Origin of the sequence: Aeribacillus sp. FSL K6-2833 (assembly GCF_037965815.1) — a bacterium.
GTDB lineage: Bacteria > Bacillota > Bacilli > Bacillales > Aeribacillaceae > Aeribacillus > Aeribacillus composti.
This window is the reverse complement of sequence record NZ_CP150189.1, coordinates 2,194,526-2,206,846: the sequence shown is the minus strand read 5'-3', so window position 1 is coordinate 2,206,846 and position 12,321 is coordinate 2,194,526. Positions and strand designations below refer to the sequence as shown.

General features: G+C 37.6%; 15 protein-coding genes. 14 read left to right on the top strand and 1 reads right to left on the bottom strand.

Annotated elements, in window-relative coordinates; translation table 11 throughout:
- Positions 1–24 precede the first annotated feature (24 nt).
- The 11 genes from bioB (at position 25) to NSQ94_RS10730 (ending at position 9,656) form a co-directional block, all read left to right on the top strand.
- Positions 25–1,023 carry a biotin synthase BioB gene (bioB, locus tag NSQ94_RS10780; RefSeq protein WP_339229042.1) on the top strand — a complete coding sequence of 333 codons (999 nt, stop codon included), beginning with the start codon at positions 25–27 and terminating at the stop codon, positions 1,021–1,023.
- 218 nt (positions 1,024–1,241) lie between these two features.
- The gene (locus tag NSQ94_RS10775) at positions 1,242–1,469 is read left to right on the top strand and encodes a YozE family protein (RefSeq protein ID WP_066250287.1); all 228 of its coding nucleotides are present in this window, start codon (positions 1,242–1,244) and stop codon (positions 1,467–1,469) included.
- A gap of 148 nt (positions 1,470–1,617) precedes the next feature.
- The gene (locus NSQ94_RS10770) at positions 1,618–2,232 is read left to right on the top strand and encodes a hypothetical protein (protein ID WP_339229040.1); all 615 of its coding nucleotides are present in this window, start codon (positions 1,618–1,620) and stop codon (positions 2,230–2,232) included.
- A gap of 176 nt (positions 2,233–2,408) precedes the next feature.
- On the top strand, positions 2,409–2,597 hold the full coding sequence (locus NSQ94_RS10765; protein ID WP_063389690.1) for a hypothetical protein: 189 nt from the start codon (positions 2,409–2,411) through the stop codon (positions 2,595–2,597).
- Positions 2,597–3,409 (top strand): protein kinase, encoded by an 813-nt coding sequence (locus NSQ94_RS10760; protein WP_339229038.1) that lies wholly within the window; start codon positions 2,597–2,599, stop codon positions 3,407–3,409. Before NSQ94_RS10765 ends, NSQ94_RS10760 begins: the two co-directional genes overlap by 1 nt.
- Positions 3,410–4,180 (top strand): sporulation protein, encoded by a 771-nt coding sequence (locus NSQ94_RS10755; RefSeq protein WP_063389692.1) that lies wholly within the window; start codon positions 3,410–3,412, stop codon positions 4,178–4,180.
- Between the two features lie 1,050 nt (positions 4,181–5,230).
- A complete protein-coding gene (locus tag NSQ94_RS10750; RefSeq protein ID WP_063389693.1) occupies positions 5,231–5,833 on the top strand; it encodes a phosphatase PAP2 family protein in 603 nt (200 codons plus the stop codon).
- A 79-nt stretch (positions 5,834–5,912) separates the two neighbouring features.
- A complete protein-coding gene (locus NSQ94_RS10745) occupies positions 5,913–6,221 on the top strand; it encodes a YodL domain-containing protein (RefSeq protein WP_063389740.1) in 309 nt (102 codons plus the stop codon).
- A 97-nt stretch (positions 6,222–6,318) separates the two neighbouring features.
- Positions 6,319–7,023, top strand: coding sequence for a purine-nucleoside phosphorylase (deoD, locus tag NSQ94_RS10740; RefSeq protein WP_063389694.1), 705 nt, complete (start codon positions 6,319–6,321; stop codon positions 7,021–7,023).
- A 224-nt stretch (positions 7,024–7,247) separates the two neighbouring features.
- Entirely contained in the window at positions 7,248–8,087 is an 840-nt protein-coding gene (locus NSQ94_RS10735) for a M15 family metallopeptidase (RefSeq protein ID WP_339229035.1), read from the top strand.
- 225 nt (positions 8,088–8,312) lie between these two features.
- Positions 8,313–9,656 carry a S41 family peptidase gene (locus tag NSQ94_RS10730; protein WP_339230738.1) on the top strand — a complete coding sequence of 448 codons (1,344 nt, stop codon included), beginning with the start codon at positions 8,313–8,315 and terminating at the stop codon, positions 9,654–9,656.
- Between the two features lie 536 nt (positions 9,657–10,192).
- On the opposite strand, the gene NSQ94_RS10725 is transcribed toward NSQ94_RS10730, so the two are convergent.
- Positions 10,193–10,606 carry an Hsp20/alpha crystallin family protein gene (locus tag NSQ94_RS10725; protein WP_339229033.1) on the bottom strand — a complete coding sequence of 138 codons (414 nt, stop codon included), beginning with the start codon at positions 10,604–10,606 and terminating at the stop codon, positions 10,193–10,195.
- A 138-nt stretch (positions 10,607–10,744) separates the two neighbouring features.
- On the opposite strand from NSQ94_RS10725, the gene rarD reads away from it, so the two are divergent.
- From rarD to NSQ94_RS10710, 3 genes are read left to right on the top strand one after another with little or no spacing between them, the layout of a single operon-like run.
- Positions 10,745–11,644 carry an EamA family transporter RarD gene (gene rarD / locus NSQ94_RS10720; protein WP_327847905.1) on the top strand — a complete coding sequence of 300 codons (900 nt, stop codon included), beginning with the start codon at positions 10,745–10,747 and terminating at the stop codon, positions 11,642–11,644.
- 34 nt (positions 11,645–11,678) lie between these two features.
- Complete coding sequence (locus tag NSQ94_RS10715; RefSeq protein ID WP_063389700.1) at positions 11,679–11,945, top strand: hypothetical protein; 267 nt, start codon at positions 11,679–11,681, stop codon at positions 11,943–11,945.
- Positions 11,946–11,959: 14 nt separating this feature from the next.
- Positions 11,960–12,307, top strand: a complete 348-nt coding sequence (locus NSQ94_RS10710; protein WP_063389701.1) for a YojF family protein — start codon at positions 11,960–11,962, stop codon at positions 12,305–12,307.
- The last annotated feature ends 14 nt before the right edge of the window (positions 12,308–12,321 follow it).

The following is a 12,321-nucleotide window of genomic DNA, read 5'->3' as shown; positions in this document are numbered from 1 at the left end:
ATTACAGAAAAGGGGGATTACGAAATGAGAATCGATTGGGTTGAATTAGCCGAAAACGTACTATTTGGACATAAAATAACATATGAGGAAGCTGCTGCAATTTTGGACTGTCCTGATGAAGAATTGCTGCTTCTTCTGCATGGTGCTTACAAGATTCGAAAAGCATTTTACGGGAATAAAGTGAAGTTAAATATGATCATGAATGTAAAATCAGGATATTGTCCAGAAAACTGTTCCTACTGTTCCCAATCTTCTGTATCAACGGCTCCGATCAACAAATACCCGCTGCTTTCAAAAGAATCCATTTTAGAGGGGGCCAAACGGGCACAAGAGTTGAAAGCTGGAACTTTCTGCATCGTTGCAAGCGGAAGAGGGCCGACAAACCATGAGTTAGAAAAAATATGCGAATCTGTACGCGAAATAAAAGATACATACAACTTGACGGTTTGCGCATGTTTAGGAATTTTAAAAGACGAACAGGCGGAACGATTGAAGGAAGCTGGTGTCAATCGATACAATCATAACTTGAACACATCAGAAAGATATCATGAACATATAGTCACTAGTCATACATATGAAGATCGCGTAAACACAGTTGACAAAGTCAAACGTGCAGGGATTTCTCCTTGCTCCGGTGTGATTATCGGGATGGGTGAATCGAAACAAGATGTTATTGAAATGGCTGCTGCTTTAAAGAAGATCGACGCAGATTCTATTCCGGTTAATTTTCTTCATCCTATTGAAGGAACTCCGTTGCAAGGAGAAAATAATCTTAATCCTCGATATTGTTTAAAGGTGCTTGCCTTATTCCGCTACATGCTGCCGACAAAAGAAATACGCATTTCCGGAGGAAGGGAAGTAAACTTGCGCTCGCTACAGCCTTTTGGGTTATATGCGGCTAATTCTATTTTTATCGGAGACTATTTAACAACTGAAGGACAGGAAATGTCAAAAGATCACGAAATGTTAAAAGATTTAGGCTTTGAGATTGACTTAAATCCGCTTCCAGAAACCGTTCAATAAGGAAACGGTGTCTTGGCATAATGGATCGTTGTTTTTTATTCAGTGGAGAATAAATATGGTCCATTCTATAAAACAATAAAAAATCTTTTTCCAGCTGCAGCTGAAGAAAGAGCATTTTTTCTCTTTAAAACCGCTCCATAAAAAGGCGGTTTTTTTATTTTCGAAAATTTATCAAAACGTTATAATGAAACAAGCAAATTTTTTAGGAAGGTGGAAATATGAGTTCTTTTTATCATTATTTGATGACGTTCAGACATCCTAAACCGAAGGACAAAATCAGCAAGTTTGCAAACGATGCTTATCTTGACCACAGCTTTCCGAAAAATTCAACTGATTATGATGAACTCAGCACTTACTTGGAATTAAATGGATCATATTTGGAAAACATGTCTGTTTTTGATGAAGCTTGGGAAAAATATGTTCAATTGATTGAACAAAAACATTGACTGAGCCTTCAAAATAGTCCGCCCAACTCAAAAAAGTTGTTGATGCATATAATGTGATAATCGAAAGAGTGATGGCATTAAAGGGGGTGCCTTCATACTGAAAAGAAAAAAACCGAAGTTCAATATTGGCGATCAAGTCGTTATTACTTTGTACGGTACTTTGGGGACGATTACAAACATCCATACGATGGACGAAGAGTTTTTATATGAAATCAATTACAGTGAAATTTTATATTTTGAACATTCATTACAGTTTTTATCAGAATATGATGGGACTGTGTTTGAGTCAGAAACGGTTGAAGTGGAACTGATGTTTGGAATTGGAGATCTTGTTTATGTGAAAGGCTACGGTGATGAAATTTTCAAAATTGTCGGGTACCGGACGGAATTGTGGAGATATAAAGACGATGCGTGGGAGGAAGTTATTTATGAATTAGTGCGGGTGCGCGACGGGGAATGGTTGGAATCATCTGCGGATGAATTAAAGCTGGCCGTTTCGAAAAAAGAAGCAGATCAACATTTGCAAAATATTCATATTATCCGACATATTGCTGGGATGGACGCACAGAAAAATGCTTCTGCTCCGATGAACAGCCAAAAAAACGAAAAGAAAACAAAGCCTATGCAGCAGGAGATCATTGATTCCCTCCTTGATCTGTATAATGATTACAAAGGTCTTTACGATTTATTTGGTGATAAAAAATATAAGGAAATGATGGACGTTGTCATTCAATATTTGAAAAAAATGAGCCGCTTACCATGATCTTTTTTTTGAAAAATTTTCTAATGAAAAAACTGCAATGGATGACAAGTAATAGAAATAGAGGAATGGAAGATTACCAGGTCTTCCAATCTTTTTATTCAAAAAATTTTTTAAACTGAAACCAATGCAGATTTTTTTCGTAAAAACAAGTAATACAAGAAGGAGGGAAAAGGTGTATGTTGAGAAAATTCATCAAATCGTTTTTAGGCCATCGCCCTTACCATTATTCCAGCAGCAGCCACTACCACAAAAAGCATTATCCTAAGTCAAAATACAAACATGATCCAACTTCTTACGGCCATCATTATTATAAAAGAAAACATCGCTCTGGGTTTGGATTCTTTTCCGGTTCGTATAGCAGCTGATGATGGAAGTTTGGAAAAAGTTTTGGAAGCCGTTTCCGCTTTGGGGTGAGCGGCTGCATAAACCAGGATCTGTTATTGATCGATACGTAGTCCAAAAATTTTTAGGAGTAGGGAGCTACGGAATCACGTATCTTGCAGAAGATTTGTCCACACATCAAAAAGTCGTTTTGAAGCAGCTCCGAAAGCGAAGAAAAACAACGGGTGAACGGCCTTTTCAAAAAGAAAGGGAAATATTGCAAAAATTAAGTCATCCTGCCGTTCCAGCTTTATACGCTGAAATCAATGATGGTAGCCATCAATATCTTGTCATGGAATACAAAGAAGGGCTAACATTTGAGCAATTAATCTTTCAATTTGGAAAAAAATATTCCGAAAAAGATGCTTTTCATTATTTAACAAAAATTCTCGAAGTTGTCCAGTATATACATGATCAAAACGTTGTCCACCGTGATTTAAGAATACCGAACATTCTTCTTTACAACGACAGTATTTCCATCATTGATTTTGGCTTGTCCCGTTTGATTACAGATGAAGAAGAGGAGAGTTTTCATAAATGGGAGCCGGAAAAGCAAAGGATGCGTAAAATTAGCTTTCAGACGGATTTTTATGCGCTGGGGCATTTCGTATTGTTTTTGCTTTATTCATCATTTGATCAAAAGGGAAAAAAAGAAAAAAGTTGGGAAGAGGAGCTAGATATTTCCGTAGAATCAAAGAATATTATAAAAAAGCTGTTTGGAATGGATGGTTCATACAGATCAGCAGAGGAGATTCTAGAGGATATTCAGAAAAATTCCGAAATAGGGGGAGAATAAATGTCTCTATTTAATAAAATTTTCGCGGGCATTGGGATTGGAGCGGCAAAAGTAGATACGAAGCTTACCTCCTCAACGTTCTATCCTGGCGAAGAGGTGAAAGGCATTGTTGTCATTAATGGAGGAAACGTTGAACAAAAAATTGACGAAATTTACTTGTCCGTTCTTACGCATTATATAAAAGAAGTAGATGATCGTAGAGAGAAGAGGCAAGCAGAAATCGCTAAAATACAAATCAATAAACCTTTCGTCATACTGCCGAATGAAACGAAAGAAATTCCGTTTTCATTTCAGCTTCCGCTTGATACTCCAATTACTATCGGAGCATCCAAAGTATGGATTCATACCGGATTGGATATTAAAGGAGCGATCGATCCGAAAGATACGGACTATATCGACGTTGTTCCCGGCGGCTTAATGAAGGAAGTATTAAACAGTATAAACCGAATCGGATTTAAGCTCCTTCAAGTTGAAAATGAAGCAGCGCCATATCGTTTAAGAAAAAGGCTACCGTTCATTCAAGAGTTTGAATTTTATCCGACTTCCGGTCCATTTAGAGGCCGTTTAAAGGAGCTTGAAATTGTTTTCTATTCGATAGGCGAACACGATATTGAAATGATTATGGAAATTGATCGAAGAGCAAGAGGACTTTCCGGGTTTCTCGCCGAAGCGCTAGATTTGGATGAAAGCTACGTTCGAGTTCGTGTAAGCAGGCAGGACGTGCCGAATCTTGATAGCAAGCTTATCAATATCATTCGCCAATATAGCTGATAAACAAGGAGAGCCTAGTTTTTTTGTATGAAAATTTTTCAATCATGTCCAATTTAAAAGGCTGTTGTCATAAAATCCGACGGGGAATAGAATCAGTCGGTTATGGCGTAAGTCGGTGTATAACAAAGCTCTCATATTAGCGACAACGGAGAAGACTATTCCGTTTAGAAAAGCTGTCAAAGTAGCTGTGCAGTCAAATTACGCGGCATTTTTAACTAGCTAAATTTATTGTGGCCGCGATAAAATCGGACCAACCCAAAATGGGAGGAAGAGGGCGCATTAAGGCTGCGAAAATGGAAGGGGTGTTGGGCAGCACATATCGTCACCCCTCTGCTTTTGCTGCTCAGAAATAGAAGCCAGCTATCAAAAATTTATGGCGATGAAGAACTTAAAAATCAAAGCTCTCTATGTATATAAAGACGGAAGGAAATGTATCCAGTTCACACACTCTCTTGAAAAGATGAATGAACGGATTTATCAATGCGCGGCAACAGTAAACTTCTTAACTTGAATAAGAAAATACCAGCAGCACGCAAAGGAAATTCTCCTCCACCTTATTAAAAGGCGGCCATCACTACTATTTAACATCAAAAAGAAGCATCATTCTTTTATTGCTTTGCTCGGTTAATTTTACTATTGTTCATGAACCCATAAATAGTTAAGAAAACAAAAAATATACATAAGACTGTAAAAGTGATGCTATAACCTATATGACATAAGACTGTAAAAGTGATGCTATAACCTATATTATGTTCGCTGTAATTGTCATAAGCAAACATCCCCAACACGATCGAATTGATCAACAAATTTAATAGTATGAATGGATGTATTTTTTTATCCACTGTTTTCCACCACCTCCCCAACTATCATTCTATCATAGGTTTCAGCAAAAATTGTTTCGAATATCAGCGATAAAAAGAATAAGACGTTTTAAACGATTTGCGTTTTTCCTATTTTTTACTATACTAAGAAATACAACGAAACGAAGGGAGGAAAAAGCGATTACCTTTCCCACTTTCGCTAAAAAGTGGCATATCTTCGCTGCCTTAGATGAATAAAACATATATATTTTTCATCCTGCTTTTTTATTTAATAACGAGTTCCTTTGCGATTAAAAATGAGACAGTTCGCCATGTTGACGATACAATTGTTCAATCAATCGAAGGGGTTCGAAATGATCCATTCACTTCCATTATGTTCTTTTTTACAGAAATTGGTTCATATCATATTCTTCTCCCTGTCACTATTTTCATAAGTATTTATTATATATTTCGAAAAAAATGGATCACGTTCATTATTCTTTACATAAATTTATACGGAGTTCGTTGGATGAATGAAATGATAAAAGAAATGGTGAAAAGAGAGCGCCCTGATTTTGATCGACTGACCGATATTTCCGGCTACAGTTTTCCAAGCGGTCATACGATGAATTCAACAGCTGTCTACGGTTTGATCGCTTATTTAATCAGCACCCGCATAAAAAAAGGAAAGCGGGTCGTTTTTGCTGTTTCCAGTATTTTATGTCTGTTGATTGGATTAAGCAGAATTTATTTGGGAGTTCACTATTTAACAGATGTTTTGGCGGGATTTGCGGTTGGATTGTGCTGGCTTATGTTTATCTTGACAATATCAGAAAAGGTTCGACAAAAGTAGTTGACATTCGCAGCAGGAATTCCCTCCATTGACAGCAAATAAGTTTGGAAAATTGTATTTGGAGGGGACAAGGTTGGCACTGAATCTTCTTAAATTGTCTAATCCATCGACCGATTATGATGTGACGATCTTTCAAACACCAAACATCGGGGAGAAAAAAGGGTATCGGCCCGTATACCGCTTAACTGTCCGTGCAAAAAATCATCAGGAAGTGCTCAAAAAAATTTTTCGGAAATTTAATATTTCGGAAGCGATCCCTCCGGATTATAACGGACGTTATATTTGGACAGGAGACATTGTTTTTATTGATGAAGGAAAAAATGGAACAAAGTATTATAAATTAGTGACCGGCGGGTGGAAAAAAATTCACCGCATTCACGTCCGGTGATTGGAGGATGCAAAATATGCTGCACGGATTCTCATGAAAAATCTGCTATGTTATGATAATATTACTTCAATTATTTTAAATGAAGGGGCTTGATAACATGAGCATTCATATTGGTGCGAAAAAAGACGAGATTGCTGACAAAATATTGCTTCCCGGTGATCCCCTTCGGGCCAAATATATTGCGGAAACTTTTTTGGAAAATGCTGTATGCTACAACAAAGTTCGAGGAATGTACGGTTTTACCGGAACTTACAAAGGAAAGCGCATCTCTGTCCAAGGAACAGGAATGGGGGTTCCATCGATTTCGATTTACATTCATGAACTCATGCAAGAGTACGATGTGCAAACGCTTATTCGCGTTGGCTCCTGCGGTTCCATTCAAAAAGACGTCCGCATCAGAGACTGCATTTTAGCTATGAGCGCATCAACGAATTCCCAAATGAACCGCATAACGTTTGGCTCTGTTGATTATGCGCCTACCGCTAATTTTGATTTGTTGAAAAAAGCTTATGATGCTGCAGTATCAAAAGGAATCGACGTCAAAGTCGGAAGCGTGTTCACGACGGATTTATTCTATAATGATCAAGCGGAGCACGAAAAATGGGCTGAATACGGAATTTTGGCACTTGAAATGGAAACGGCTGCTCTTTATACACTTGCTGCGAAATTCGGCAGAAGAGCATTATCTGTTTTAACGGTCAGCGACCATGTCCTGACTGGGGAAGAAACATCTGCTGCCGAAAGGGAATCGACCTTTAACGAAATGGTTGAAATCGCTCTTGAAGCTGCTATACAGGAATAACACGGCATGTGCGGCGTCATGCCGCTTTTTATTTTTAAAAACATGTTCACAAAAATTGAAGGAAACGGCTTAGCTCCATTTATTACATTTTAGTTTTTGAAAGATCGTCATCTGCTCCTTTCTTTTATTGAACGTTATGATAAGTTATAATGTAAGAACCGTTTTTCTTCTGTTTGGACAAGTGTTAAAATAGGAGTGAGAGATTATACAAGGTGGGAATTTTTATGCATAAAATCATCGCAGTCACGATTCTTGCAGCTTTGATGCTTGCCGGATGCTCAATGCCATTTGATAAGCTTCCTTTTTTTCATGGAAGCGACTATGTTAAAGAGAATGAACCGCAAGCAAAAACAGTAGAAAACAAAGAACTCGTCCAAACAACGGAAAAAACCGTCCAAACAGAAGAAATTGATCCGGAGTTTTTGCTTGAGGAGCAATATTTTAATGTCGTACAAACGGTTAACGGTCAACCCGTTATTCAAAATCCTGACAATATTTTAGTTCTTGTCAATAAAGATTTTTTCCTTCCTGTCGACTATAAACCAAATGATTTGACAGTGCCAAACATACCGTTTTCATTCGGGGACGAGGAAGTTCCGAAGCGTTATTTGCGTAAGGAAGCAGCTGCGGCACTTGAACAGCTTTTTCTAGCTGCGAAAAAAGACGGCGTGATTCTTTTCGGAGCCTCAGGCTTTCGTTCGTACGAGCGGCAGGTTGAGCTGTTTGAAGCAGAAAAAAAACAAAAAGGGGAGCAAAAAGCAGTTCAAGCAGTAGCAAAGCCTGGTCAAAGTGAACATCAGACAGGGTTATCCATTGATGTGACGAGTGAAAGTGTAGATTTTCAAATTACTGAAAAATTTGGGGAAACGAAGGAAGGTAAATGGCTTCAACAAAACGCCCATAAATTTGGCTATATTATCCGCTATCCGAAAGGGAAAGAAGCGATCACAAAATATAAGTACGAGCCTTGGCATATTCGCTACGTCGGAAAGAAAGCTGCAAAAGTCATATATGAAAATAATTTAACACTTGAAGAATATTTCCAAAAAGTAAAGAAAATTTAACCGAAGCTCTCCCGCTGATGCGGGATTGATTTTTTCATAAACAAGAGATGAAGGATGAAAGAGCGTTGATTTAACGTTTTGACTTGTCATTTCTTTGCCGACAGAAACACATAGACTGTTTGACGATATTGTAATTGTCGGACATAATGGAATGGATGGATTAAAGGGGGAGTTGTGTTGTATATTAAAAAACGAAATTTTTTCATCGCTATTGTACTGACGGTCATAATAACTTGCGGTTTTACGCTCACATTACTCAATTTTACGTCAGCATCTGAAAAAGAAAATGATAGTTTTGAGAAGCTTTATTCAGCATATGATACGTTAAAGCAAGAATATTATAAAAAAATAGATGATGAAAAATTGGTAGAAGGTGCTGTCAAAGGGATGGTAGAATCTCTCGACGACCCGTATACGTCATATATGGATTTGAAAGAATCAGAAGGATTTGAAGAAAATATATCTTCAAGCTTTGAAGGAATCGGTGCAGAAGTAACAGAGACGAACGGCTATATCATGATCGTCTCACCGATAAAAGGCTCGCCTGCCGAGAAAGCAGGGTTGAAGCCGAGAGATAAAATTTTAAAAGTTGACAATAAAAGTGTTGAAGGAATGTCTGTGAATGAAGCGGTATCTCTTATTCGTGGCGAAAAAGGAACGAAAGTAAGCCTTGAAATTGAACGGGATGGCGTCGGCACGCTGACCTTTACGATTACAAGAGATACGATTCCGATTGAAACAGTTTATAGTGAAGTAGTAGAAAATAAAATTGGAAAAATACAAATCACAAAATTTTCCGAGAACACTGGAAAAGAATTGGCAGATGTATTGACAGAGCTGAAGGAGAAAAAAGTAAAAGGAATTGTCCTCGATTTAAGACAAAATCCTGGGGGATTGATGGACCAAGCCATAACGATGTCAAATATGTTTGTTGATAAAGGCAAAAAGATTTTGCAAGTTGAAGCAAAAGACGGATCAAAGGATATTTATAAAGCGGAAAATCAACCAATCGTTGATGTTCCGGTCGTAGTCATCACAGATAATGGAACAGCCAGCGCAGCCGAAATTATGGCCGCGGCTTTGAACGAATCGGAGGGAATTCCGATTGTAGGAGAAAAAACGTTCGGAAAAGGAACCGTTCAAAGCGCTAAAACGTTTGAAGACGGTTCGTCGATGAAATATACGATTGCCAAATGGCTGACACCTTCAGGCAAATGGATTCACGAAAAAGGAATAGAACCTCAATATAAAGTGACTTTGCCTGAATATGCTCATTTACCATATTTAAATCCGGAAAAAACGTTGCAGGAAGGCGACGTTTCAACAGAAGTGAAAACAGCTGAGAAAATGCTTCAAGCTTTAGGCTATAAAACAGATGTGGACGGATATTTTGATAAAGCATTAAAAAATACTGTTGTTGCTTTCCAAAGAGACCATCAATTAAAACAAACGGGCAAAATCTCACAAGATACGACAATCAAACTGATGGATTTAGTAAGAGAAAAAATTGAAAAAAATGATACCCAAATGAAAAAAGCAATTGAAGTATTGAAATCGAAGATGGAATAAAATTGACAGCAGCGGCTTGGTCTTCCGGCCGCCTTCTTTATTTTCAGATTTGTTCAAGCATATTGTTGACATTGAAAGGACTTTATTTAGGGAAAGTCCTGTTGCAAAAGCTTTACTTAACTGATTTTTTCTATACGATGAAGCAAGAGGGAATGATTGCTAATACAACTAAGGCATCCAAATATATGTAAAGAGATCGCAAATAAAAAAGGGCAAGTGACAAATATTTTGCTTTTAAATTCTTGCCTACCTTCTCCACTTTTCATTTCATTTTAAAAAATTTAATAATCATAGACCTCCCTATCGTTCTGCCATTTTCATTTCATTTTTGTTGAGCTTTCATATAATGCGGCGAACGTTCGCTTCGATATTTTTGAATGGTGTTAAGAAAAGGGATTAAAGCAAAATGCGGAATCGGATTTGTCTGCATTTCATCTTCAGTTTCAGGAATATGTTGAAGATCCCTTTTGGCAGTGCGGAGTTTATCCATACGAAAATTGGATGAGTGGAGGCTGGTTAACAAAACCGGCCTCATTTTACTCAGATGGGAAAAGATCAATTTCCGTATAATGATGATCTTTTAATTTCACGAATTTAATTTCAAGAATTCCGTCAGAAAAAACGGCTTTTGTCCCTTTTCTTTTCACAGGTGCAGGAAATACAAATTTTTTTTGTTGATTTTTTTCCGGATAATTCATAAGATGCAAATGGTGTTGGTTATGTTGGATTTTTATCATTTTTTTTAAATCATCATTCATCGGAAGTTTAATATAGATAAATTCATCTGTCTCATAAAATTCAGGTGAAGGAGGAGCTTCTTTATGATTCATAATAGGAAAAGGACTGGTGAATGGGAATTGCTCCGTATAGTGTGAACCAAACGCTTGCTTCATTACTTCCTGAATATATTGTTCAACCTGTCCGGCATTCATGTTTTTCCAAAGATTCATTGCTCACACATCCCTCTTCGACCCTAATTGTTACATTGTAATATATGACTGCTGCGGAAAGATCGTTCAAAACAATTTCTTGGAAAAAGCGATCGAAACAGAATATAATGTGTGATATGGGAAGGAAGATGATCTAGCATGAGATCAGGAATCATGTATATTAGTCTATCTTATATTTTATGGGGGATATTCCCTATTTATTGGAAAGTATTAGATCATGTGTCATCTGAGGAAATTTTGGCTCATCGAATCATATGGTCTTTTGTTTTTGTGTTACTGTTGCTTTTGTTCCAAAAACGATTTGCTGATTTTTTATATGAGTGCACCAAAATCATTAAATCACCCAAGATTTTGTTAACGTTGGCTCTTTCATCCTTCTTGATCAGCGCCAATTGGTTTGTTTATATTTGGGCGGTGAATCATGACCGTGTACTTGAGACAAGTCTTGGTTATTACATAAATCCATTGGTGAGCGTACTATTAGGAATGATCTTTTTGCATGAAAAACTAAACAAAGGGCAGCAGACCGCGTTTTTGTTTGCGGCTTTCGGAGTGCTCATATCAACTGTCCATTATGGCCATGTCCCGTGGACATCGCTTATTCTTGCGAGTACATTCGGGTTTTATGGACTGGCTAAAAAAGTGATAAAATTAGATTCTGCTTTTGGTCTGGCGCTTGAAACGTTTGTTGTGTTTCCAATTGGAATCATTTATGTGCTATACTTAGAATCGTTAGGAAGCAGTGTTTTTTTTGAATGGGATGCATCGACCAACTTTCTTCTAATGGGAACAGGCGTCATTACGGCGATCCCTTTATTGCTGTTTGCGAAAGGTACGCCTAAAATTCCGATGTATTTTCTCGGAGTCTTGCAATATATTGCGCCAACGATCACTTTTTTTCTCGGCGTTTTTCTTTACCACGAGCCGTTTACTGTTGTAGAATTGATCACCTTTGTTTGCATTTGGACAGGCATCATCATTTTTACAATGAGTGAACCTTCTTTCAAAACGATATGGAAGACTAGAATCTCAAAGTAACCTCATGCAAGCAGGTTCCTCGAGGTGAATAAATGTGAATGATAACGAACTTCTTCATGCATACAGAAAACTTTGGTCAAACCGAACTCTTTCAGTAGGGTCAGATGAGAAAAAAACGTTGGAAGAGGCGATTAAAAAAGAACTCCTCGATGAAATGACTCACCCTAGAGTAAGAAAAAGTCCAGATAAAAAATTACTAGATGCGCTGAAACGCATTATAGCAGCCGACATTTCACCGGAAGAGAAGCTTGAATTAATCAGCAAGCATATGGAGATGTATGAGAAAATCTTAACAAAATAAAGAAGGTGGAAGCTTTGAAACCGATTGATCCGATAAGGGTTCAAAAAATCATTGATTCTTTTTTACATAAAGAGGTGTATATTCATCTTGAAACGACAACCGGTGCTTATACTTCACACCACAATCAAAACAGCATGACTATTGTCGCGTTTGTCCGAAATGCAAAAATTACATTTTCACAAGGTAAAATAAAAGGAACAGGACCATACCGTGTCGGATTAAAAACAGAGGAAGGCTGGGTGTATGCTGAAGGTCTTACCGATTATACCGTTGATGAACAAAATCGCCTGCTCATGGCCGGCCACGATCGAGATGGAAAGCTTGCCATTGCATTACAAATTAGTGAAACTCCATTTTCTTAAAAAGGAGAGAGGAA

Coding starts and splice junctions, on each gene's coding strand:
- bioB (WP_339229042.1), top strand. CDS start 25: ATGAGAATCGATTGGGTTGAATTAGCCGAAAACGTACTATTTGGACAT.
- NSQ94_RS10775 (WP_066250287.1), top strand. CDS start 1,242: ATGAGTTCTTTTTATCATTATTTGATGACGTTCAGACATCCTAAACCG.
- NSQ94_RS10765 (WP_063389690.1), top strand. CDS start 2,409: ATGTTGAGAAAATTCATCAAATCGTTTTTAGGCCATCGCCCTTACCAT.
- NSQ94_RS10760 (WP_339229038.1), top strand. CDS start 2,597: ATGATGGAAGTTTGGAAAAAGTTTTGGAAGCCGTTTCCGCTTTGGGGT.
- NSQ94_RS10755 (WP_063389692.1), top strand. CDS start 3,410: ATGTCTCTATTTAATAAAATTTTCGCGGGCATTGGGATTGGAGCGGCA.
- NSQ94_RS10750 (WP_063389693.1), top strand. CDS start 5,231: ATGAATAAAACATATATATTTTTCATCCTGCTTTTTTATTTAATAACG.
- deoD (WP_063389694.1), top strand. CDS start 6,319: ATGAGCATTCATATTGGTGCGAAAAAAGACGAGATTGCTGACAAAATA.
- NSQ94_RS10735 (WP_339229035.1), top strand. CDS start 7,248: ATGCATAAAATCATCGCAGTCACGATTCTTGCAGCTTTGATGCTTGCC.
- NSQ94_RS10725 (WP_339229033.1), bottom strand. CDS start 10,606: ATGAATCTTTGGAAAAACATGAATGCCGGACAGGTTGAACAATATATT.
- rarD (WP_327847905.1), top strand. CDS start 10,745: ATGAGATCAGGAATCATGTATATTAGTCTATCTTATATTTTATGGGGG.